This window comes from Opitutus terrae PB90-1, assembly GCF_000019965.1.
Classification (GTDB): domain Bacteria; phylum Verrucomicrobiota; class Verrucomicrobiia; order Opitutales; family Opitutaceae; genus Opitutus; species Opitutus terrae.
In genome coordinates this window covers 1053626-1076733 of sequence record NC_010571.1, presented here as the reverse complement: position 1 = coordinate 1076733, position 23108 = coordinate 1053626, and the positions used below count along the sequence as shown (strand labels likewise).

Sequence of the window (23108 nt, the reverse complement as noted above, 5' to 3'; positions counted from 1 at the left end):
CGCTTGCCGCCGCCCCGCATGGCTTCGTCGCCCACCGCCAATCTGCCGCTGCCGGCCCACATCGCCAACGCCGCAATCCCAGCGACCTTGCGCAACCCGACCTACGCGCTCGTCGGCAATCCGAATTGCGGCAAAAGCACGCTGTTTAACGCGCTGACCGGCCTGAAACAGAAGGTCGGCAACTATCCCGGCGTCACCGTCGAAAAAAAGATCGGCACGACCTACTCGCAGCATGGCCAGCCGATGACCGTCATCGACCTGCCCGGCGCCTATTCGCTCGCCGCGCGCTCGCCGGACGAGGCCGTCACGCGCGACGTTCTGCTCGGCCGCCGCGCGGATACGCCCCAACCGGACCGGATTCTCTGCATCCTCGATGCAACGAATCTCGAGCGAAATCTTTACCTGCTCCATCAGATCCTCGATCTCGGGCGACCCGTGATCGTTGTCCTCAACATGATGGACCTCGCTGCAGCCTCGGGCCTGAACATTCGGGTCGGCCGAATGGAGCACGAACTGGGCGTCCCGGTAATTCCGTGCGAGGCGGTCAACGGCAAAGGCGTTGTTGAACTCCGACTCGCGATGAGCCGGCCCGACTTGCCGCTCGCGCGTCACGCGTGGGACGTGCCGGCGGCCATCGCTCCCGCGGTGGCGGATCTCCAGGCCTCGCTCATCGCGGATTCCGGCAAATCTCCGCTGATCGCCCGCGCCGAAGCGCTGTTGCTCCTCACCGATCAGGACAGCGTGCGCGTCGCCGGCTCGACGCCGTTGAGCGTGCGAACGACGGAGATCCTGCGTACCTGGCAGAAACGCTGGGAAGCCGAAGGCACCGACTGGGCCGGCACGCTCGTTAACTCCCGCTACGAATCGATCGGCCGGATCGCTTCCGAGGTCGTCCTGCCGGCCGGCGACATCGGCCCGACCACGTCGGACAAGATCGACTCGGTCGTCACGCATCCGATTTGGGGGTGGTTGGTGCTGGGCAGCACCATGTCGCTGCTGTTCTTCAGCATCTTCCTGTTGGCCGAGTACCCGATGAACTTCATCGATGCGCAGTTCGCGAATCTCGCGAACTGGGTGAAGGCCGCGATGCCGGCCGGCGACCTGCGCGATCTTATCACGGACGGCGCGATCGGCGGCGTGGGCGGCGTGTTGGTGTTTCTGCCGCAGATCCTGATTCTGTTTTTCTTCATCGGGCTGCTGGAGAGCACGGGCTACATGGCGCGGGCGGCCTTCATCATGGACCGGCTAATGAGCCGCGTGGGCCTGAACGGCAAAAGTTTCATTCCGCTGCTCAGCTCCTACGCGTGCGCGATTCCCGGCATCATGGCGACGCGCACGATCGAGGATTCCAAGGACCGGCTCGTCACGATCCTCGTTGCGCCGCTGATGAGTTGTTCAGCGCGGCTGCCCGTCTACCTGTTGATGATTGCCGCCCTGGTGCCGGGCGACCGGGTGCCCGTGCTCACGAAGGTCGGGGTGATGTTGCTGATGTACGTGCTGGGCACGGCGGGCGCGTTTGGCTTCGCCTGGCTTTTCAAGCGCACGCTGCTCAAAGGCGAGCCGCCGCTCATGATCATGGAGCTTCCGCCGTACCGGCTGCCGTCCGTGCGTGACGTGCTCCTGCACATGGTCGAGCGCGCGTGGATTTTCGTCCGCCGCGCAGGCACCGTCATTCTCGGCATCAGCATCGTGCTCTGGTTTCTCGCCGCTTATCCCAAGGCGCCGGAAACCGCCACGCCAACCCAGCAGATGGCGCAAAGCTACGCCGGGCAGGCGGGGCACCTGTTGGAGCCGGTGATCAAGCCGATCGGATTCGACTGGCAGATCGGGATCGGTCTGATCACGTCGTTCGCCGCGCGAGAAGTTTTTGTCTCCACCATGGGCGTCGTCTTCAACGCCCAATCCGATGACGCTGCCAACACGACGCCGCTGCGACAGGCGATGCTCCAGGCCCGCTGGCCCGATGGCCGGCCGCTGTTCACGCCGCTCGTGTCGCTGACGCTGATGGTGTTCTACGTGTTCGCGATGCAGTGCGTGAGCACGGTCGCGGTGGTGCGTCGGGAAACGAACAGCTGGCGCTGGCCACTCTTCCAAATCGGCTACATGACGGGAACCGCGTGGGTGATGTGCTTTCTGGTCTACCAAATCGGCCGCGCGTTAGGTTTCTGACATGACACCGCAGGTCCAAACGATTCTCGCCCTGCTCGTGGTCGCCCTCGCGATCGGCGGCTTGGTTTGGCGCGCCTACAACAAGCGGAAAAATCCCGGTTGTGGCAGCGATTGCGGCGCCGTCAGCCCGGAGCTCAAGCGCCTGCAAAAACAACTCACGCGCCGCCGCTGAAGCGAGGGGCGCGGGCGGACGCAGGTTTGTTCCATTTTCCGCAGGAGCGTCGCTCGCGACGCCTTGGCGGCCGTAGGGCCGGCGTTCACCGCCGGCCGCGCTGCTGCATAAGTTTTCTCCGGGCTTTACCGGGTTCCTCCGCCACAAACCGCTGGCGAGCCCGCGACCTGCGCGCACGCTGCATCGACCCCTTCGTGCCATGACGAAATCACCCCGCCTGCTCGTTTCCGCGTGCGTTGCACTCGCCGGTTGTGCGTCCGTCCTTTTCTCCGCGGAGCCTCCGCAGATCTGCGCCGGCCAGCCCGCGCTCGGTCAACCCGAATGGGTTCGCACCGCGACAATCTACGAGGTGAACGTGCGGCAGTACTCCCCGGCGGGGAACTTCGCGGCTGTAACCGCCGATCTTCCGCGGCTCCGCGATCTCGGCGTCAACGTGCTCTGGCTGATGCCGATTCACCCTATCGGCGAACACAACCGAAAAGGCCCGCTCGGCAGCTACTACGCCGTCCGCGACTACTACGGCGTGAACACGGAATTCGGCACGAAGGAGGATTTCAAACGCCTCGTCGACTCCGCTCACGCCGCCGGACTTCGCGTGATCCTCGACTGGGTCGGCAATCACACCGCTTGGGACAATCCACTCACGCAGCAGAATCCAGATTATTTCGTGCGCGACGCGAAAGGCTCCTTCGTGCCGCCGACCGGGTTCGATTGGACGGATGTGATCCAGCTGGATTTCAGCAACCCCGCCGTTCTCGACTATCAAGCCGGGGCGATGGCTTACTGGATCGAGAACTTTGGTGTCGATGGCTACCGTTGCGATTTCGCGACCGGCGTGCCGACGGCGTTTTGGAACCAGCTTACCGCGCGGCTGCGAGCGATTCGTCCTGACCTTTTCATGCTCGCCGAATCCGAGCTGCCCCAGCATCAGCTCGCCGCCTTTAACGCGTCCTACGGGTTCGACATGATGCACACGTTCAACGCCGTCGCCCAAGGCCACGTCGGCGTCTCCGGCATCGACGACACGCTGGCGCGGTCGCGCGTGCGGCTGCCCGCCGGCGGCGCGCTGCTCTACTACACGAGCAACCACGACGAGAACAGCTGGCAGGGTACGGAGTTCGAACGGCTCGGCGGCGGCGCGACTCCGCTCGCGGTGCTTTCGTTTGCGCTCGATGGGATTCCGCTCATCTACAACGGCCAGGAGATCGGCGTGAATCGTCGGCTCGAGTTCTTCGAACGTGACCCGATCCAGTGGACGACCGCCCATCCGTTGACGGCGTTTTACCGCACGCTCTGCCAGCTGAAGCACGCGCATCCGGCGATGCGCACCGGCACGCCGATGCGCCGACTGGCCACGACCCAGAACGATTCGCTTTACGTGCTGGTCCGCGAAGCAGGTTCTCACCGCGTGGTCGTGATGCTCAACCTGACGGCGCGCGACGTGACCGCCGATTGCCATGACGCCGCTCTGGCGGGGTCGTGGCGCGATGCTTTCACCGGCGAGAATCTGGTTCTGCCCGCGGGCTCCACGTTGGCTCTCCGGGCGTGGAGCTATCGCGTGTTGGCCTCGCAACCTTAGCCACCGCCAGCCACCGCAACGCCAAATTGGCGACTGCGGAAAAATCCTCAATCATCCGGATAAAACCTATTCGGGTTAGCGAACTATTGGCCGATGGAGTAGTCTTTGTCATACCGTTCCGCTGTCGGACGTCTCTGACTTGCTACCCCTTCCTGACCACGCTGCATCGCGCCCCCGGATGAAAGCCATCTTCGACGCCAAGTCCCTGAATCATCAGGACCGTGCCGAGATGCGCCGTATTTTCGAGCTATGGATCAAGCAGGCGGAGCGGGGGCTCCTGAATGTTCGCATTCCGAAGGAAATGAAGCCCGCCCAAAACCTGCGCGGAATGCACTATCACTACCGCCCGGAGATTTTTCTGCAGATCTACGGCCGCACCGATTTTCGCTTTCCCCGCGAGCGTTTCGACCTGCGCCCCGGCGAAATGTGCATCGTTCCCGCCGGCGTGCCGCACGGCGAGACCGTGCATGCCGACGTCGATCGGCCCTTCCGCAATCTCGTCGTTGGTTTCTACAACAACACCATCAGTCTGCACTTCGCCTACGAGGCGCAACCGCAGCACCCCGACATCGAGACCATCGAGTTCTTCGATGCACCGAATCTCGACGTCTTCCTCACGCTCACCAACAGCCTCGTTCACGCGCACGGCATGCAAGCGCCGGCGCGCGAAGCCGTATTCAAGGGCATGCTCCTCGCGCTGCTCGGCCTCTTTCGCAACATCGTCGAGACGGGCACGGGGAATCTCAACGAGGACGTCGGCAAGATCTTTCAGGCGAAGTGCATCGTCCGCGAACAGTTCTCGAACCCGGATCTGCGCGTGCAGGACATCGCCGCAGCGCTCGGCTGCTCGGCCGACTACCTCTCGCATCTCTTCCACATCGAAACAAAGGAACGGCTCACGCACTACATCCAACGGATCCGGATCGAAGGCGCGATTCTCGCGCTCGGCACCACGTCGCTGACGGTCTCGGAGATCGCGTACTCGAGCGGCTTCGCCGATCCGGCTTACTTCGGCCGCGTGTTCAAGCAGCACAAGGCCATGTCACCGCAGGAATTTCGCGCGCAGCTCGACGCCCAGCGCACGCAGCGTGAAGCCCAGCCGAAGACGGTCTACGCCAATCGCGTGGATTTCTCGCCCGGCACGCCGCAAAAGAAATCGGTGGATATCCCGCCGCTCGTAGCGAGCTGATGTTTCCTGGCGTTCGTGCGCGCGCTCACCGGCGCCAGCGCAGCACGTAGACTGACTGTGGCGCGAGTTCCGGCAACGGACGCCAACCTTCGAATCCGCCGGTCGCGTTGATCTCGGGCGCGGCGACCGTCGTGCGTTCCAGCTCCTCGCTCAACTGCCACCCACTTCGCAATACGCTGCGCTCCACCGTCAGCTTCGGACCGGCGACGGGTTCCGCGCCGAAGTTGCCCACGATCACCACCGCCTCGTCGGCGGTCTCCCGCATCTGTACATAGAGCCGGGCGCTGTCGGCCACGATCGGTACCGGGCGGCCATGTCGCAGCGCTACCGAACTCTCGTTGAGCCGGATCAACCGCCGATAGAGATTCAGCAACGAGTCGGATGCATCGCGCTGGGCCGCGACGTTGACCTCGGGATAGTCCGGCTTTGGCGCCTTCCATGCGCGCACGCCCGCGGCGGCAAACCCCGCGTTCGGTGATTCCGCCGTCCACGGCATCGGCGTGCGCAGCTCGGGATCCGGTTTCGCGGCCTGCATCCCCAACTCCTCGCCGTAGTAGAGGAACGGCACGCCCGGCAGTGTGAAAAGCACCTTGGTCGCGAGCCGCGTCAACGCCTCGTTCCCGTCGAGCTGCGTGCGCGCCCGCTCCTGGTCGTGGTTCGTCAGCAGCGTGGCCCAGGGGCTGTCGCCCGCATACAACGCGTCGAGTCGCGCCAACGCCTTCGTCAGGATTCCGGGCGTGTGCAGCCGCACCGACTCGATCGTGGCCCGGGCGAGGTCAAACTCGAACGCGCTGTCGAGCGCCCCGCCGCGGATCGCCCGCGCCACCTCGGTCATCCGCGCGGTGTTCTCGCCGATGATGAAGGAGCCCGGCTTCACCCTGTGGCAAAACTCGGTGAACTCCCGCAGCCATTCCCGCGTCTCCGTCGTGTCCTGCAGCTGCTCGCCCACCTCAAGCAGGTAACGCACGGCATCCAGCCGCAGCCCGTCGACGCCCACGTCTTTCAGCCAGAACTCCGCGGCGCGACGGTGGTGCTCGGTCACGCGCGGATCGTTGAAATTCCAGTCCGGCATCTCCGACGAAAACACGCCGTAGTAAAACCCCCGCTCCGGCGACCCCGCGGGATGCCACGCGCGCTGATCCCACGGACCAAACAGCTCGGGCGGCACCTCAGCGAAACGAAACAGCTTTCGCGTGTCGCCATCGGCGGATTCTTTCAGCGCCTGTTGGAAAAGCGGATGCTGCGACGATGCGTGGTTCGGCACGAAGTCGATGATCACGCGAATCCCGCGGCGATGCGCCTCCGCGAGGAAACGTTTGAAAAGTTCCATGTCACCGAACTCCGGATTCACGGCGAAATAGTCGCTCACGTCATAGCCGTGATAGCTCGGCGAAGGATGAATCGGCATCAGCCAGAGCGCTGTCACGCCGAGCGACTTTCCCGCGGCGCCCTGGCCGTCGTTGAGGTAGTCGAGCTTGTCGATCAAGCCCTGGAAATCGCCGATCCCATCGTTCGCGAGCGGTCCGCTGCGGGCATCGGCAAACGAGCGCACGAAGATCTCGTAGAACACCGCATCGCGCCACCAATCCGGCGGCAAGCCACCGTCGGCGAGTGCCGCCGCCCGCAGCCACGAACCGGCCAGGGCAACCAACGCGAGAAAACAGAGCAGAAATCGACGCCGCGCGAAAAAGGGTGGGGGCATGGTGAGCAAGGCTGACGGTCAGCTTGGCGCGTGACAAACGCGGGTCAAAAACTCCCCCGCGGACAATTCATAGGCGCGCCGGACAAAACTTCGCCGCTCGTGCGAACCGCGCCACCGCGCGCCCTGCGATTCCTCGAACCGCCGCGCCGTTTCGAGACCTCGCGCTGGGTTCACGCCGCCCAAAATCAAAGTTTTTTCCGGTCCATCTCGGTTCTCTGTCGGAGTCTCGCGTGGCGCGGTGACACGAAGCGACTCACGTTGAGGTTCACACCCCGGGGCGTTTTTCGACCGCCCCTTCACCCAACAAACTACGAACTTGAAACGACGGCCGGCCTGGCTGCTTCGGCGGCCCCGGCACTCCCAACGGCTCACGATCCCCATGTCTCCGAACCCAAAGCTCCTCTCGTCCCGCGCGAAATCTCTCCGCGCTGGGATTGTGCTTCTGCCTCTCGCGTTCGCGTTGTCCGCGATCGCCCAGGACGCTCCCGCCCCGGCGCCGGCCGGGCAACCGCAGCCTGCCAGTGCCGATTCGGACCAAGTCGTCCTGCTCGACAAGTACACGGTCACCGGCGGATTCAGCGGCAGCCTCGCGGCGGCGGCTGAGGTCAAGCAGACGCTCCCCGGTATCGCCGAAGTCATCGCCGCCGAGGACATCGGCAAGCTGCCCGACATCAGTATCGCCGACTCGCTGGCGCGCGTGACCGGTCTCGCCACCCAGCGGCTCAACGGCCGCAGCCAGGCGATCGCCATCCGCGGTTTGACCGCCGACTTCACCACCGGCCTGCTCAACGGCCGTGAACAGGTTTCCACCAGCAGCAATCGCGCGGTCGAGTTCGACCAGTATCCCGCCGAGCTACTGAGCGGCGCGATCGTTTACAAGACCACCAACGCCTCCCTCATTGGCCAGGGTCTAGCCGGTACGATTGATCTCCGCACGGTTCGCCCGCTCAGCCAGGGCCGCCGCTCGATCGTCGCGAATGCGTTTTATGAGTGGACCGAGCTGGATGAGCTCAACGCCGGTTCCAAGAAGGACGGTTATCGCTACACGCTGTCCTACATTGATCAGTTTCAGGACGGCAAACTCGGCGTCGCCTTCGGCTTCTCGAGCGCCGACAAGCCGGGCCAGGGCGAACAGTGGCAGGCCTGGGGCTATCCCACGTTGAGCGACGGTTCGTTCGTGATCGGCGGCGCCAAGCCGTTCGTGCGTTCGAGCGAACTCAAGCGCGACGGCTACATGGGCGTAATCGAGTACCGGCCGAGCGACAGCTTCCACACCACGCTCGACCTCTACTACTCGAAATTCGAGGAGACCCAGCTCCTGCGCGGCATCGAGATTCCGCTGCAGTGGAGCTCCGCCCAGCTGCAGCCCGGCTATACCGTCGACGACGGCGTCGTGACGGACGCCACCTTCGCCAACATCTTCGGCGTGGTGCGCAACGACATCGTCTTCCGCGACGACGACGTCTGGGCCGCTGGCTGGAATCTCACCTTCGGTGATGGCAGTGGCTGGACCACCGTGGCCGACCTCAGCTACTCAAAGATCGAACGCAAAGACACGGTCCTCGAGACCAATTCCGGCACCGGCCAAAACCAGGTGGGCACGCCCGACACGATGCGCGTGACGCTTGGCTCGGGCCGCGGTGCCGTGTTCACACCGACGCTCGACTACACCAATCGCGATCTCGTTCGTCTCAGCAGCCCGCAAGGCTGGGGCAGCAACGTTGTGCCCGGTGGGCAGGTCGGTTACCTTAAGAATCCGACCGCAGAGGACGAGCTCAGCCAGGCAAAACTCACGGCGTCACACGCGCTGGAACGCTGGTTCAGCAAGGTGAACGTCGGCTTCAGCTTCGCGAATCGCACCAAGTCCGAGACCGAAGACGGCTACTACCTCGCGCTCCCGAACGGCGCGACCAGCGCGCCCCTCCCGCCGTCTGTCGGCATCACTGACTTGAGTTTCATCGGCATCAGCGGCATGGCCAGCTACGATCCGCTCGCGGCGCTGCACAGCAATACGTTCGTGCTGATGCGCAATCCCAACGCCGATGTCATCTCGCGCGACTGGGAAGTCGAGGAGCAGATCTCCATCGGCTTCGTGCAGTTCGACATCGACAGCCGCCTCGCCTCGAAACAACTCACGGGCAACGTCGGTTTCCAGCTGATCCACAGCGACCAGAACTCGTCCGGACTCGCCGCCACCGGCACCGGCACCGGCGCCCATTACCAGCCGATTTCTGGCGGCACGGACTACTACGACTTCGTCCCGAGCCTGAACCTCAACCTGAAGCTCACGTCGCGCGACGTGCTTCGACTGGGCGTGGCGCGGCAGCTGGCCCGTCAGCGCATGTCGAACATGCGTTCGGGGTTGGAGGTCGGCTACAACTCCTCCCTCGCCAACTCGACTGATCCTTACAACAGCGCCTGGTCGGCCACGGGCGGCAATCCCGCGCTGAAGCCGTGGCGCGCGGACTCCATCGACCTCTCATTCGAGCACTACTTCCGCGACAACATGGGCTACTTCTCGCTCGCGAGCTTCTACAAGGATCTGCGGACCTACACCTATGATCAGGTCTCAATCATGGACTTCTCGCCCTACGCTGGGTTCGTCACCGGCACGCCGCCCGCGATCAATCAGGGACGGCTCACGCGCCCGACCAACGGCCAGGGTGGCAAGCTTAGCGGCCTCGAGGCCACGCTCTCGCTCCCGAGCGAACTGATCACCTCGTCGCTCCCGGGCTTCGGCATCGTGCTGGGCGGCGCCTATACCGACAGCGACATCGAACCGAATGGCCCGGGCTCCGGCTCCACGAGCATCCCCGGCCTTTCGCTCAAGGTCGCCAGCCTGACCTTCTACTACGAGCGCGCCGGCTTCTCCGCCCGCATCAGCGAACGCTATCGTTCGGCGTATCGCGGCAACATCGACACGTTCGGTCCGCGTAACGAAAATTTCCGCATCATCGACCAGGAACAGGTGGTCGACGCGCAGGTGAGCTACGAGTTCCGCTCCGGTCCGCTCAAGGGTCTCTCGATTATCGTGCAGGGCTACAACCTCACGAACGAGCCGCTCGTCACCCGGGCCGGCGAGGATCCGCGGCTCGTGGTGGATTATCAGAACTATGGCGCCTGGTATTCCGCCGGCGTATCCTACAAGTTCTGACGCCCACCGGAGTCTGTTCGCTTGAAACCAGCCTCTCGATCGGTCGAGTCCGATGCCTCCACCGGACTCGCAGGAGCTGCCGACACGGACCTGCTCGCCGGGGACTTTGAGCAGGTGCCGTCCAGGCGCCGATCGAGCGGGCTGACGGCGGAACCGCCGCCGGCACCGGATTCTCCACCGTTTCCCTCCCGCCCCTCCTCCATGGATTCTCCCTTGCCCACCTGGCTCACGACCCGCAGCTCCGGCGTGCTGGCGCACGTCTCGAGCCTGCCGGGATTGTATGGCATCGGTAACCTGGGTCCGGGTGCACGGGAGTTCGTCGATTTCCTCGCCGAAGCACGCGTGCGCTACTGGCAGATCTGCCCCATCGGACCGACGGGCTACGGCGACTCGCCTTACCAGCTTTTCTCCAGCGCTGCCGGCAATCCGTACTTCATCGACCTCGGCGAGCTCGAGCAGGCCGGGTTGATCGAACGCACCGAGCTCGCGGAGTTGCGCCGGCTGCCCGCGCGACGCGTCGATTACGGCGCGCTGTATCGCACCTTCTGGCCAGTGCTCGCGCAAGCCGCCGACCGGTTTGCGGCCAGTGGCGCCGACCGGCTGCCGGGATTCGGCCCGCTCGCGGATTTTCGCCGGCAACACGCTGGCTGGCTCGAATCGTTCGCCGATTTCATGGCGCTCAAGGATCACTTCGGCGGCGAAGCCTGGATGACCTGGCCCGAACCCGTGCGCGCCTGGACGCCGGAGCTCCACGACACACTACCCGCGGACGTACGGCGCAACGCCGAGCGGCATGTGTTTTACCAATACGTTTTCTTTGCGCAATGGGAACGTCTGCGGCGTCACGCGGAAGCCCGCGGCGTCGGCATCATTGGCGATGTGCCGATTTTCGTCGCCCTCGACAGCGCGGACACCTGGCAGCATCGCGCGGTTTTCCGGCTCGACGAGCGGGGTGCGCCGCTCGCCGTCGCCGGCGTGCCCCCGGACTATTACTCCGCCTACGGGCAATTGTGGGGCAATCCACTCTACGACTGGAAGCACCTCGCGGCCACCGGCTACGCGTGGTGGATCGACCGGCTGCGCGCGGCGTTCGACCTCTACGACGTCATCCGGCTCGATCACTTCCGCGGGTTCGACAGCTACTGGGAAATCCCCGCGGACGCGATGGACGCTCGCTCCGGACAGTGGCAACGCGGCCCGGGGCTGCCGTTTTTCCAGGCCATCGAAGCCGCGCTGCCGACGGCCCGCATCATCGCCGAGGATCTCGGCTACATCGGACCCGACGTGGTGCAGCTGCGGCGGGCGACGGGATTGCCCGGTATGAAAGTGCTGCAGTTCGCCTACGGACACGACGCCAACAACGTCAACCTGCCGCATCACTATCCGCTCAACAGCGTCGCCTACACCGGCACGCACGACAACAACACCCTTCGCGGCTGGCTGGAATCGCTCGCGCCGGAATATCGCGCGCTCGTGAACGATTACTTCAAGCTCGGCAGCTCGCGCTCGTCGTGGCCGATGATTCGCGCCGCGCTCGCCACGGTCTCGCGGCTCGCGGTCATTCCCATGCAAGACCTGCTGGATCTCGGCGCCGACGCGGTGTTGAACCGGCCCGGCACCACGGTCGGCAACTGGCAGTGGCGCTTCACTCGGGAGCAGTTGACACGGCTCGCCAAAGGCAAGCGCGCCACGCTGCGCCACTGGATCGAGCTCTACGATCGCACCGGCGACCACGAGTTGCGCGACTACAGCGAACCACCTCGCGCCTGATCGCTTTCACGCCATGATCGCCCGACGTCCGCTGGCGCTCGCCGAAATCATCAAGATGAGTTTCGGCTTCCTCGGTATCCAGTTTGGCTGGGGGCTGCAGATGGCGAACATGAGCGCCATCTACCAGTATCTCGGCGCCAGCGAGAGTGAGATTCCGCTCCTCTGGCTCGCCGCGCCGGTCACCGGGCTCATCGTGCAGCCGATCGTCGGCTACTATAGCGACCGCACCTGGACGCGGCTCGGCCGCCGCCGGCCATATTTTCTCGTCGGCGCCATTCTCGCCAGCTTCGCGCTGCTCGCGATGCCGAACTCGTCGACGCTCTGGATGGCCGCCGGCCTGCTCTGGGTGCTCGACGCTTCGGTGAACATCAGCATGGAGCCGTTCCGCGCCTTCGTTGGCGATCTGCTGCCGCCAGAGCAACGCAAGGTCGGCTTCGCAATGCAAAGCCTCCTGATCGGGCTGGGCGCGATCCTTTCGTCCGCGCTGCCCTGGCTGCTCACGAACGTCTTCGGGATGGCGCCCGGCACCGCGAGCGCCGACTCGCCAATCCCGCTGGTCGTGCACGTGTCGTTCTACATCGGCGCGGTCGTGTTCATCACCGCGGTACTCTATACGGTGCTCACCACGCCGGAGCATCCACCGGCGGATCTCGCCGCGTTCGAACGGGAGAAAGCCGCCAGCGCTGGCGCCTGGCATGCGGTCGTGGAAATTTTCCGCGGCTTGCGCGACACGCCGCCGATCATGCGGCGCCTCGCCGTCGTGCAGTTTTTCACCTGGCTCGGATTGTTCTGCCTGTGGATCTACTTCGCGCCGGCCATCGCACGCAGTCTCTTCGGCGGCACGCCGGGTTCGCCGGAATACCAGCGCGGGGTGGAGTGGGGCGGTGTCTGCTTCGCGACCTACAACGGCGTCGCGTTCGCTTTTTCCTTCGCGCTGATCCCGCTCGCCCGCCGCTACTCGGCGCGCGCCATTCACCGCGCCTGCCTGACTGCGGCCGCCCTCGGGTTGCTGGCCGTGGGCGTTTGGCAACATCCCACGCTGCTCCTGATCTCGATGCTGGGCGTCGGCATCGGTTGGGCGAGCATCCTGTCGATGCCCTACGCGCTGCTCGCCAACGTGATTCCTCCGGCCCGGATGGGATTCTACATGGGGGTATTCAATTTCTTCATTGTCCTGCCGCAGATCGTCGCCTCGGCGGGGCTCGGCTTCGTCGTTGCGCATGGCTTCGGCGGTCAGGCGCTCTATGCCGTCCTGCTCGGTGGCGCGTCGTTGGTGATCGCCGCGCTCGCGCTCTCGCTCGTGCCGCCGGATCATGTGCCGGTCCCGGCGGACGCTTAGCCGCGCGGTTTGGCGCGGTGCGAATGCGCGACCCTTCACCCGCGCAACCAGTGCCAGATCGCCTCCACTCCCTCCACGCCGGCGATGCCGGCGAGGATGATGTAGGCGAGCGCCAGCACCAATGCGATGTGACCCGCGAGCAGGAAAACGCCGTCCCGCTCGACCAGCCCCGCCGCCAGGAAAAGGATGCTGAACGCCGGCAATGTATTGCTGAACGGCAGGGGCAGCGGCAGCAGGAGCAGCAGCGCGGCGAAAAGGATCGAGACGGCGTGCAACTGCTGCGCGATCGCGGTGGCCGTGAACGCAGGTAGCCGTGGCCGCAGGAAATATTCGAATCCCCGCAGAATTGCCCGTGCCGCCGCAAACACCTTCGCGAACAGCCGCGGAGCCAGCCGCACGTCGAGCAGCTTCGCCGGCAGCCATGGCTTCTTCCCCAACGCCAGCCGCGTGCCGAGCAGCGCGATGATCGAACCGAACGGCGTGGAAAGTCCCGGCAATGGAATCGGCGTCGCGAAGGGCAACGCCAGCAGGATGACGAGGAGCAGGTAGCCGCGGCCGTGCATCACGGCCATCACCTCGCGCAACGTCACCGTCTCGACCTCGAATTCGCGCAGGAGCACGGTCAGGTCCTCCGATAGCTTGCGCGGCGGTCCGGGCTGCACCACCAGCGCCTGCGCCGACAGGCCCGGCGGCCGGTGCGAGGAGCCGGCAGGTTCAGGTGCCGCGTTGGTTGCCATAAAGTTCGAGATGGAGCCGATGAGCGTAGCGGAAACCGCGCGCCTTGCACGTCTCCCCCAGCCATCCGGACTTGGTCCGGATCGCCTCGACGGTCGTTCCCTCCGGCATCAACAACACCCGGTGCCGCGGGATCTCGCGCTCCAACGCACCGAGCATGGTCTCGATCTCCTCCACGTCTTCCGGCCGCGCCACGACGAACTTCAACTGGTAAGGATAAGCATCGACCCACGCCCGCACCACCGCCGGTTGCCAGCGCAGCGCCTCGTGTTTCCGCCGCCACGCGACACCGAGCCGGGCATCCGGCGCGGAGTTGAGCAACTTGGGCGAAAGCGAAGCGAGATCGCACGCGATTCCCTCCGGTGCCACGGTCGCGGCCGTCTCGATCGTGATGTGGTAGTGCAGGCCCTTCAGCTGCGCCGCGAGCTCGGCGATCTCCTTGGCGATCATCGGCTCGCCGCCGGTCAACACCACGTGCCGCGCCGTCGGATGGCTCTGGACTTCGCGCACGATCTGCTCGATCCGCCACGGCTTGCCCTCCGGATTCCACGAGGCGTAGGGCGTGTCGCACCAGTTGCAGCGCAGATTGCAGCCGCTGGTGCGCACGAACACCGAGGGCACGCCCGTCAGCAGCCCTTCGCCCTGTAACGAATAAAAGATCTCGGAGATCAGCATCGGAACGAGAGAACGATAGTGAGCCCGACAAAGAGCACGAACCGAAAACCGGTCGTGCTCTTTCCCGCTCTCTTAATCAACCTCCTTTGGTCGTTCCGGCAGCGTCGGTTGCGACGCGTACACCGTCGGATCGGCCAGCCCGGCCTCCGCGAACGCCTCACGCCGCTCCACGCACGTGCCGCACGTCCCGCAATGCACCGGGCCGCCCTTGTAGCACGACCACGTGCGCGCGAAGTCCACGCCCAGCCGCGCCCCTTCGGCGGCGATCTGGGCTTTGTTCTTCGCGATGAACGGCCGCAACAGCCGGATGCCTGCATACGTCCCGAGCGCCATCGCTTCACCCATCGCCCGCATGAACTCCTCGCGACAATCCGGGTAGATCGCGTGGTCGCCTCCGTGCGCCGCGATCACGAGTCCCTCCGCGCCCACGCTCTCAGCCAATCCGCACGCGATCGAGAGCAGGATCGCGTTGCGGAACGGCACCACCGTCTGCTTCATGTTCTCCGCCTCGTAGTGGCCGTCGGGAATCGCGCCGCCCCGCTGCAGCAACGCCGACGCGAACAACCGGTTCACAAAATCGAGGTGGATGACCTCGTGTCGCGCACCGAGCCTCGCCGCATGTTCCGCCGCGAACGGCAGCTCCTTCGGATTGTGCTTTGAGCCGTAGTCGAAACTCACCACGGCGGACACGTGGTGCTCGCGCGCCGCCCAGTACAGCGCCGTCACCGAATCCATTCCGCCCGAGCAAAGCACCACAACCCTCATGCCCACCAGTGCCGCAGACGGGCCGCAAAAGCGCAAAAGATAAAATCCCCGTCTGGGCACTTGCACCGTGCCCGAGATTTTGCGGCCATGAAGCATGCTCATTTTCCATGATCCGCGCTGCGCTGATTATGGGTCGTCGATGCGCCCGGAGCAGCCTGCCCGGGCGACGAAAACGAGCGCGCACTTGAAAACCCGCCATCCGGACTGGGAATGGCGGCTACCTCCACCGCCCGCGTCGGACGAACCGCTGCTGCTGGCACACACCCCCGCGCACCTCAAACGAATCGGCCACGGACCGGACTTCGACGAAGACACGCCTTATTTCCCCGGCATCCACGAGCATGCGCGCCGGGCGGTAAGTGCCGCGATCGCCGCCGCAGAACTGGCGGTAAGCTCGCGAGTTCCCGCTTTCTCCTTGATGCGTCCGCCCGGGCATCACGCCACGGCGGATCGGGCCATGGGGTTCTGCTACCTCAACCAAGTCGCCATCGCCGCGCTGCATGCGCAGCAGCGACTCGGAACTCAGCGTGTCGCCGTGTGGGATTTCGACGCGCACCACGGCAACGGCACCGAAGCCATCCTGCACGGTCGCAGCAACATCCTGTTTACCTCGGTTCATCAACTCCCCGGCTATCCTTACACCGGCGCCCAGTCGTTCGACAATTGCAGCAACTGGCCCGTCCGGCCGCGCACACCGCGGCCGGAACACCTGGCGGCATTGCGGGCCTCCCTCGACCGCATCATCGAATTCGCGCCCGACCTGATCCTCGTGTCCGCGGGTTTCGACGCCTACGCTCGCGACCCGATCACCGCCATGACGTTGGAGGTGGAGGATTTCGGCACGCTCGGCCGCTGGCTCCGGGAAACCGGCCGTCCCGCCGCAGGATTGCTGGAAGGTGGGTATAGTAACGACCTGCCTTTGTTGGTGGACGAGTTCCTCTCCGCGTGGGAGAAATGACTCGGTTTTCTGCATGATTTCTCGTTTCTTGCCGCTCCCCGTCCGCCGCTTATTTGGAGTCAAAGTGACCTCCCGACCGCCCGAATACGTCCTCATTGACCAACCCGGCCAGCTGGCGCCTTTGCTGGCGGCCCTCGATCGCGTCGACGAGGTCGCGCTGGATACGGAGGCGGACAACATGTTCCATTACCGCACCCGGGTCTGCCTGCTCCAGTTCCTGGTCGGCAGGGAGATCTTCCTCGTGGACGTCCTCGCACCGCTGCCGTTCGAAGGGCTGTGGGCGCGGCTGGCCGAAAAAAACCTGATCATGCACGGCAGCGATTTCGATCTGCGGTTGTTGCATGATTTTTGCCGGTTCCGACCGAAAAGCATCTTCGACACGATGCTGGCGGCCCAGCTGATCAACCGGCCGCGCATCGGGCTGGCCTCGCTGCTCGAGGATCACTTCGGCGTGAAGCTCTCGAAGGAGTCGCAGAAGGCCAACTGGTCGAAGCGGCCGCTCACGAAAAAGATGCTCGATTACGCGGCGCTCGACGTGTTCCACCTGCCGGCGCTGCGCGACATCCTCACCCGCGAGCTCACGAAGCTCGGCCGGATCGAGTGGCTTCGCCAACAGTGCCGGGCGCAGATTGAAGCCGGCTCGATCGGATTTGCGCCACCCGACGAAAACGACTGGCGGATCGGCCGCAGCGAAAAACTGCGCGGCCCCGGGCTCGGTGTGTTGCACGCGGTGTGGCACTGGCGCGAGCAAACCGCGCAGCGGCTCGACGTACCGCCGTTCAAGGTCTGCAGCGCTGACCTGCTCCTACGGCTCGCGCAGGCTGCCGAAAACGGCGACGCCGAAGCGGCGATTCTCGCGAGCGTTCACCTCGGCCGCCGTCACGACCGGCTGTTGCCGTCGCTGACCGCCGCCGTGCACGCCGGGCTCGCCCGCGATCCGAAAACGCTTCCGCGCCGCCGCGGCCGCGATCCGAATCACGTTGCGCTCACGCAAGCCGAGATCGAGCGGCTCGATCGGATCAAGGACGACCGCGACCGCATCGCAGCCAAGCTCCAGCTCGAGCCCACGCTGATCGCCAACCGTTCCCAGCTCGCGCAGATCGCGCGAGCGCCCGACCGGCTCGACGACCTGCTGCTCCCCTGGCAGGCCGAGCTGCTCCGTGACCAGCCTTCGTTCAAGGCGAGCTGAGCCGGTGTAGGGCGCGGTCTCCCGTCTTCGCCCTATTGCAGCAATGTAGCGCAGTCAGGCCGACTACGCCCCCGTTTTCGTTTGGCCTCGACCGTGTCCTCCGCGAACCTCTTCCGTCGTGTCTCCGCTTCCGCCCGAGGCCAACGCCAACATCGCGCGCCACCTGTCGCTCATGGCCGCGCGTCAGCCCACCCGGATGGCGCTCAAGGTCCCGCGGGGGCGCACCCGTGCCGGCGACATCGATTATCTCGCGCTGACTTTCGCTGAGCTCGCAACCGAAGTCGACGCGTGGGCGACGCGAATCATCTCGGCCGGCGTGCGGCCGGGTGATCGCACCCTGGTCATGGTGCGCCAAGGGCTGCCCTTGATCGCGTCGACGTTCGCGCTTTTTCAGGTCGGCGCCGTGCCGGTGGTCATCGATCCCGGTATGGGCTTGCGCAGCTTTCTCGGTTGCGTGCAACGCTCCCGCCCCCGCGCGCTCGTCGGCATCCCGCTCGCCCGTGTGGTCAGCCGGCTGTTCCCGCGAGCATTCCGCAGCGTCGCGGCCCGCGTCCCCGCATCCAATACGCTGACCGCCCGACTCTCCTCTCCCAACTCTCAACCCTCAACTTTCAACTCTCAACCTCCCCCTCTCAACTCTCAACCGGCGCAAAGCGCCCCCACGGATCTCGCCGCGATCCTGTTCACCTCCGGATCCACCGGGGCACCGAAAGGCGTCTGCTACGAGCACGGCATGTTCGAAGCGCAGGTCGGAATCATTCGCGACACCTACGCCATCGAACCCGGCGAAATCGATCTGCCGCTTTTGCCCATCTTCGCCTTGTTCAATCCCGCGCTCGGGCTCACCACGATCGTGCCGGAGATCGATCCGCGGCGCCCGGCAGCGATGGATCCCGCCCGGATCGTGCAAGCAATCCGGCAGGAGGGCGTCACGAACTCGTTTGGTTCGCCCACGCTGTGGAAAAAAATCGGCCAACATTGCCTCACGCACCGGATTTCCCTGCCTGGTCTTCGCCGCGTACTCTGCGCCGGCGCGCCCGTTCCCACGGAGCTCTGGAGCAGCTCGCGTGAGTGGATGCCGAACGGCCGATTACACAGCCCCTACGGCGCGACCGAAGTGCTGCCCGTGTCATCCGTGTCGTCCGACGAAATTCTCGTCCTCGACGCACACGCCGCCGTGTCCGCAGCTCGCGTGGCTGAAGGCGCTTGCGTCGGCCGTCCGGTCGGCGGAGCTCAGGTGAAGATCATCGCATTGACCGACACGCCGATCGCCTCGCTGACCGACGCGCGTGAACTCCCTCCCGGCCGGATCGGCGAGATCATCGTTTCCGGGCCGACGGTCACGCGCGCCTACGCGGACAACCCCGTCGCCACCGCGGCGGCGAAAATTGCGGCCGTTCAGCCCGACGGCGCGCCGGCCGTTTTTCATCGGATGGGGGATTGCGGTTATCTCGATCCTCAGGGCCGACTTTGGTTCTGTGGCCGCAAGGCCGAACGCGTCGAGACCGCACATGGTCCGCTGTTCACCGAGCCGTGCGAGCGTGTGTTTCGCTCCCATCCGCGGGTGCACCGCTGCGCCTTGATCGGCTTTGGCGAACGCGGGCATCAACGCCCCGCCCTTGTCGTTGAGGTGAACACCAGGAACTCGCACGAACGCCGCGCCCTTGCGCACGAACTGCGCGAACTCGCCCGCGCACATTCGCACACCGAATCGATCAACGTGTTCTATTTTCGCCCGCGCTTTCCGGTGGATGTGCGGCACAACGCGAAGATCCATCGACTCGCGCTCGCCCGCTGGGCGGCCACCGCTCACGGCTATCTGAGCGATCCAAAACGGTAGCCGGGCGATTGCAGCCGGCGATCGGAGGGTAGAATGGCGCGCCGTCGCCGCCGTGAACCACGCCTGCGCGGTCGCATCGCCCCTGCGTGAGCGACCGCGATGTCTCCGCAAAAACAGATTCCCTCGACGGCGCTTTCGTGTGATTTGTGTGCTTCGTGGGATCTTCCTCTGTCCTCGTCACCGGCGGCACCGGCTTTCTCGGCCGTGCGCTCGTCGAGCGGCTCGTCGCCGGCGGTCGCTCCGTCACCGTGCTGGCGCGACACGAGCAGCCCGCTCTGGTCGCGCGCGGCGTGCATTTCATTCGTGCTTCCCTGGACGAGGCGCCGGCCGTGGAAGCCGCTTGCGCGGGTGTGGAGACCGTTTTTCACGTCGCGGCCCGCGTCGGGGTGTGGGGACCTTACGCCGATTTTTTTCGCACGAACGTGCTCGGCACCCGCGCACTTCTCGCCGGCTGCCGCCAGCACGGCGTCCGCCGTCTCGTTTTTACCAGCACGCCCAGCGTCGTCTACAACGGTCGCGATCTTGCTGGCGCCGACGAATCGCTGCCGCTGACGACCGCCTGCCCGGCCGCGTATCCGCTCACCAAGGCCATTGCCGAACGCGAGGTGCTCGCCGCGAACTCCGAGGCATTGCGGACGATCGCCTTGCGGCCGCATTTGATTTGGGGCGTGGGCGATCCGCATCTCGTGCCGCGGCTGCTCGCCCGCGCACGCGCCGGCCGGCTGCGCATCGTCGGCTCCGGCCGCAACCGGGTCGACATGGTTCACGTCGCCAACGCAGTCGACGCCCACCTGCTTGCCGAGGCCGCGCTGGCCGGCTCTCAACTTGCAGCTCCCAATTCTCAACCGGCGCCGCCGGCGGCCGCCGGCAAAGCCTTTTTCATCACCAACGGCGAGCCGGTCGTGCTCTGGGACTGGATCAACGGCCTGCTCGCGGCGCTCGGCGAGAGACCCGTAACCCGAAGCATTTCCCTCGGCGCTGCACAAACCCTCGGTGCGGTGTGCGAAGCCGCGTGGCGGGTGCTGCCGCTGCGCGGCGAGCCGCCGATGACGCGCTTCGTTGCCGCCGAGCTGGCGAAGGATCACTGGTTCGATATCACCGCTGCGCGGCGCGATCTCGGCTATGTGCCGCGGATCAGCATGGCGGAAGGGACCGCCGAATTGATTGCGAATCTGAAAGGTAGGGCGGGTTATCCTTAACCTGCCGTTTCTTTCTCCACGTGGCTACCACGCCCGCTGCCGCACGGCTTCGAAGAGCGTGATGATCGTGGCCATCGCGACGTTCAACGAGTCCGCCTGACCCGCCATCGGAATCCGCACCGGCAGGTCGCAGTTTTTCAGCCAGAACTCGCTCAATCCGTATTGCTCGCTGCCCATCACGATCGCGAGCGGCCCGCGCAGATCGGCATCGGTGTAGAGCTTTTCCGCCGCCGGGGTCGTGGCGATGGTCCGTACGCCCTGAGCTCGCAGCCAGGCCAGGACGGGCGCGCTCTCGGCCACCACCAGTGGCACCGAGAAAAGAACGCCGGTCGACGCGCGCACCACGTTCGGATTGAAAATATCCGTGACCGGATCGCATACGATCACGGCGTCGCAGCCGGCCGCGTCCGCGCTGCGCAGGATGGTGCCGAGGTTGCCGGGCTTCTCGATCGCTTCGACCACGAGAATGAACGGCGCGCGTTGTAGGTCGGGGGCGCCCGCTCCTACCGCGCTCGTTGTAGCCGGGGTCGTCGACCCCGGCCTGCCGGGCCCACCGGACCCGGCTACAATCTTGTCCAGGTCTTGCAGCGTCCGTTTCCACTGCGGCGCGACCGCCAGCAGCCCGTCCGGCCGCTCGCGATAAGCAACTTTGGCGAACGCCGATTTGGTGAGTTCGAACAGCTGCGCGCCCGCGGCTTCGGCCTGGGCGATCAGCGCGGGCTCGTTTTCGCCCAAAAACCACTCCGGCGCGTAGTAGAGCTCCCGCAGCGGCACGCGCTTTTCCAAAGCCCGCCGGATCTCGCGAAACCCCTCGATCAGGAACACGCCCGCTTCGTCGCGTGGCCGGCGATCACGCAGCTTCACGAGCTGCTTCACGCGCGGATTCTGCAAACTGGAGATCTTCTCGACGGTCACGGAGGGAGAAGACCACGAAACACACGAAACACACGAACGAAAATCCCTCTCGTTTCCTCCCCCTTCGTGTGTTTGGTGTGTTTCGTGGGTAAGAAAAAAAGAGCCTTCAACGACCAGCCATTCGCCTACCATCAGGAGATCGAACTCGAGATCTCCACGCTCACGAACCTCGGTTCCGGCCTCGGCCGCGTGCCGCTGACCGGCTCTCAACTCTCAACTCTCGGCTCTCAACTCACCGCCCAACCGGTTGCCGGTTGGGTGGTGATGGTCCCCTTCACGCTCCCCGGCGAACGCGTGCGCGCGCGGGTGTTTCGCAACCACAAGAATTTCTCCGAGGCCGATCTCGTGTCGGTGCTCACACCGTCGCCGCACCGGGTCATGCCTGGCTGTCCGCTCTTCGGGCGCTGTGGCGGTTGCCAATACCAGCACCTGGCCTACGCCGAGCAGCTCGCGTGGAAACGCCGTCAAGTTGCCGAGCTCCTGCAGCACCTTGGCGGCGTTGAGTTCGCGGTATCGCCGGTGATCCCGTCACCCCGGGAGTATGGCTACCGCTCGAAAATCACGCCGCATTTCGCCGCGCCGAAGGCCGCACGCACGATCGCCGCCGGTTCCACGCCCGCGGCGCAAGAGTCATCGGTGCCGGCAGCCGTGTCGACGCCGGATGGGCCGGGCGAAGCGCGCGCGAGTTCCGCCGCTGTGCCGGATTGGCCGATCGGTTTTCTCCGGCAGGGCACGCGATTCGACATCATCGACGTGCCCCGCTGTCCGATTGCCACCGACGCGATCAACACCCGGCTCGCGGAGGTCCGGGCGGAGCTGCGGACGCAGCGCGATCGCTACACGCGCGGCGCGACGCTGCTGCTGCGCGATGCGGGCGGCCGCGTCACCACGGACTACGACGCGGTGGTGACGGAGGAGATTGGTGTAGTCGGCCTCGATGACGCCGGAGCCGAAAAACCGGGCTTAACGAGCCCGGCTCCATCCAACCGTGCCGGCGCGCCGCTGCGACTCCACTTCCTCGCACGGGACTTCTTTCAGAACAATCCGTTCATTCTGCCGGCGTTTACGAGCTACGTGCGCGAACAGGCGGCGGCGAGTGGCGCGCGCTTTCTGGTGGATGCCTATTGCGGCAGCGGGCTTTTCGCCCTCGCGTCGGCATCGGCCTTCGAACGTGTGGCCGGCGTCGAGATCAGCGAGAGTTCGGTCCGGTTCGCCCGCGAGAACGCGGCAGCGAACGGCATCACCAACGCCTCTTTCCTTGCCGCCGACGCCGCCGCGATCTTTGCGGGGCTTGCGTTTCCCGCGGCGGAGTCGGTCGTGGTGATCGATCCGCCACGCAAAGGCTGCGATCGTGAGTTTCTGCAGCAGCTCTTCGCGTTCGGACCGCGGGCCGTCGTTTACGTCTCCTGCGATCCGGCCACGCAGATGCGCGACCTCCGCGACTTCCTCGCCGCGGGCTACGAACTCATTGCCGTCCAGCCGTTCGACCTGTTCCCCCAGACGCGCCACCTCGAATGCGTGATCACGCTGCGACGGGCACGCGGGTAAACCGCCCCCGCCGGGCGGTTGTTGAGCTTACGCGCCTCCTGTAATCGCCTAATAAAGCCGGTGATTGGCGCGCCCAAGCTTGTCGCATATGTATCCTGACGGTATCGGAGTACATGCCTACGCGTGCCGACCTGGGAGCGGCGATCAACGTCCTAGCCTTGGCCATCAGCTGTCTTGGGGTGCACGTCGTGGCCGCGGCACCAACCGCGT

Annotated in this window: 17 protein-coding genes; 12 read left to right on the top strand and 5 right to left on the bottom strand. The window is 65.3% G+C overall.

Annotation, left to right across the window (positions count from 1 at the left end):
- Positions 1-18: 18 nt before the first annotated feature.
- The 4 genes from feoB (at position 19) to OTER_RS04380 (ending at position 5109) form a co-directional block, all read left to right on the top strand.
- On the top strand, positions 19-2169 hold the full coding sequence (gene feoB, locus OTER_RS04390; protein ID WP_012373697.1) for a ferrous iron transport protein B: 2151 nt from the start codon (positions 19-21) through the stop codon (positions 2167-2169).
- Position 2170: 1 nt separating this feature from the next.
- Positions 2171-2341 (top strand): FeoB-associated Cys-rich membrane protein, encoded by a 171-nt coding sequence (locus OTER_RS24925; RefSeq protein ID WP_012373696.1) that lies wholly within the window; start codon positions 2171-2173, stop codon positions 2339-2341.
- 199 nt (positions 2342-2540) lie between these two features.
- Positions 2541-3920 carry an alpha-amylase family glycosyl hydrolase gene (locus OTER_RS04385; RefSeq protein ID WP_012373695.1) on the top strand — a complete coding sequence of 460 codons (1380 nt, stop codon included), beginning with the start codon at positions 2541-2543 and terminating at the stop codon, positions 3918-3920.
- Positions 3921-4098: 178 nt separating this feature from the next.
- A complete protein-coding gene (locus OTER_RS04380; RefSeq protein ID WP_012373694.1) occupies positions 4099-5109 on the top strand; it encodes a helix-turn-helix domain-containing protein in 1011 nt (336 codons plus the stop codon).
- A gap of 25 nt (positions 5110-5134) precedes the next feature.
- On the opposite strand, the gene OTER_RS04375 is transcribed toward OTER_RS04380, so the two are convergent.
- Entirely contained in the window at positions 5135-6811 is a 1677-nt protein-coding gene (locus tag OTER_RS04375; protein WP_012373693.1) for an alpha-amylase family glycosyl hydrolase, read from the bottom strand.
- Between the two features lie 436 nt (positions 6812-7247).
- Between OTER_RS04375 and OTER_RS04370 the strand changes: the two genes are divergently transcribed.
- The 3 genes from OTER_RS04370 to OTER_RS04360 all read left to right on the top strand — a co-directional run bounded on the left by OTER_RS04370 (position 7248) and on the right by OTER_RS04360 (position 13074).
- A complete protein-coding gene (locus tag OTER_RS04370; RefSeq protein WP_158305356.1) occupies positions 7248-9965 on the top strand; it encodes a TonB-dependent receptor in 2718 nt (905 codons plus the stop codon).
- A 201-nt stretch (positions 9966-10166) separates the two neighbouring features.
- Complete coding sequence (malQ, locus tag OTER_RS04365) at positions 10167-11735, top strand: 4-alpha-glucanotransferase (protein ID WP_012373691.1); 1569 nt, start codon at positions 10167-10169, stop codon at positions 11733-11735.
- Positions 11736-11748: 13 nt separating this feature from the next.
- Entirely contained in the window at positions 11749-13074 is a 1326-nt protein-coding gene (locus OTER_RS04360; RefSeq protein WP_012373690.1) for an MFS transporter, read from the top strand.
- Positions 13075-13109: 35 nt separating this feature from the next.
- Here OTER_RS04360 and OTER_RS23675 read toward each other — a convergent pair whose 3' ends face one another.
- From OTER_RS23675 to queC, 3 genes are all read right to left on the bottom strand, one after another.
- Positions 13110-13811: an exopolysaccharide biosynthesis protein gene (locus tag OTER_RS23675; RefSeq protein WP_012373689.1), complete on the bottom strand. Its 702-nt coding sequence runs from the start codon at positions 13809-13811 to the stop codon at positions 13110-13112.
- A complete protein-coding gene (locus tag OTER_RS04350; protein WP_012373688.1) occupies positions 13789-14484 on the bottom strand; it encodes a 7-carboxy-7-deazaguanine synthase QueE in 696 nt (231 codons plus the stop codon). The genes OTER_RS23675 and OTER_RS04350 overlap by 23 nt, the downstream gene beginning before the upstream one ends.
- A gap of 72 nt (positions 14485-14556) precedes the next feature.
- A complete protein-coding gene (gene queC, locus OTER_RS04345; RefSeq protein ID WP_044892144.1) occupies positions 14557-15249 on the bottom strand; it encodes a 7-cyano-7-deazaguanine synthase QueC in 693 nt (230 codons plus the stop codon).
- Positions 15250-15343: 94 nt separating this feature from the next.
- On the opposite strand from queC, the gene OTER_RS04340 reads away from it, so the two are divergent.
- The 4 genes from OTER_RS04340 to OTER_RS04325 all read left to right on the top strand — a co-directional run bounded on the left by OTER_RS04340 (position 15344) and on the right by OTER_RS04325 (position 20435).
- Positions 15344-16207, top strand: coding sequence for a histone deacetylase family protein (locus OTER_RS04340; protein ID WP_044891562.1), 864 nt, complete (start codon positions 15344-15346; stop codon positions 16205-16207).
- A gap of 64 nt (positions 16208-16271) precedes the next feature.
- Entirely contained in the window at positions 16272-17396 is a 1125-nt protein-coding gene (locus OTER_RS04335) for a ribonuclease D (protein ID WP_237702443.1), read from the top strand.
- A 118-nt stretch (positions 17397-17514) separates the two neighbouring features.
- Positions 17515-19236, top strand: a complete 1722-nt coding sequence (locus tag OTER_RS04330) for a fatty acid CoA ligase family protein (RefSeq protein WP_044891561.1) — start codon at positions 17515-17517, stop codon at positions 19234-19236.
- Between the two features lie 146 nt (positions 19237-19382).
- Positions 19383-20435 (top strand): NAD-dependent epimerase/dehydratase family protein, encoded by a 1053-nt coding sequence (locus OTER_RS04325; protein WP_012373683.1) that lies wholly within the window; start codon positions 19383-19385, stop codon positions 20433-20435.
- Positions 20436-20459: 24 nt separating this feature from the next.
- On the opposite strand, the gene OTER_RS04320 is transcribed toward OTER_RS04325, so the two are convergent.
- Complete coding sequence (locus tag OTER_RS04320) at positions 20460-21350, bottom strand: TrmH family RNA methyltransferase (protein ID WP_012373682.1); 891 nt, start codon at positions 21348-21350, stop codon at positions 20460-20462.
- A 75-nt stretch (positions 21351-21425) separates the two neighbouring features.
- Here OTER_RS04320 and OTER_RS04315 point away from each other — a divergent pair, with 75 nt between their 5' ends.
- Entirely contained in the window at positions 21426-22898 is a 1473-nt protein-coding gene (locus tag OTER_RS04315) for a class I SAM-dependent RNA methyltransferase (RefSeq protein ID WP_044892143.1), read from the top strand.
- The last annotated feature ends 210 nt before the right edge of the window (positions 22899-23108 follow it).

Coding starts and splice junctions, on each gene's coding strand:
- OTER_RS04375 (WP_012373693.1), bottom strand. CDS start 6,811: ATGCCCCCACCCTTTTTCGCGCGGCGTCGATTTCTGCTCTGTTTTCTC.
- malQ (WP_012373691.1), top strand. CDS start 10,167: ATGGATTCTCCCTTGCCCACCTGGCTCACGACCCGCAGCTCCGGCGTG.
- OTER_RS23675 (WP_012373689.1), bottom strand. CDS start 13,811: ATGGCAACCAACGCGGCACCTGAACCTGCCGGCTCCTCGCACCGGCCG.
- OTER_RS04340 (WP_044891562.1), top strand. CDS start 15,344: ATGCTCATTTTCCATGATCCGCGCTGCGCTGATTATGGGTCGTCGATG.
- OTER_RS04380 (WP_012373694.1), top strand. CDS start 4,099: ATGAAAGCCATCTTCGACGCCAAGTCCCTGAATCATCAGGACCGTGCC.
- OTER_RS04350 (WP_012373688.1), bottom strand. CDS start 14,484: ATGCTGATCTCCGAGATCTTTTATTCGTTACAGGGCGAAGGGCTGCTG.
- OTER_RS04385 (WP_012373695.1), top strand. CDS start 2,541: ATGACGAAATCACCCCGCCTGCTCGTTTCCGCGTGCGTTGCACTCGCC.
- OTER_RS24925 (WP_012373696.1), top strand. CDS start 2,171: ATGACACCGCAGGTCCAAACGATTCTCGCCCTGCTCGTGGTCGCCCTC.
- OTER_RS04360 (WP_012373690.1), top strand. CDS start 11,749: ATGATCGCCCGACGTCCGCTGGCGCTCGCCGAAATCATCAAGATGAGT.
- feoB (WP_012373697.1), top strand. CDS start 19: ATGGCTTCGTCGCCCACCGCCAATCTGCCGCTGCCGGCCCACATCGCC.
- queC (WP_044892144.1), bottom strand. CDS start 15,249: ATGAGGGTTGTGGTGCTTTGCTCGGGCGGAATGGATTCGGTGACGGCG.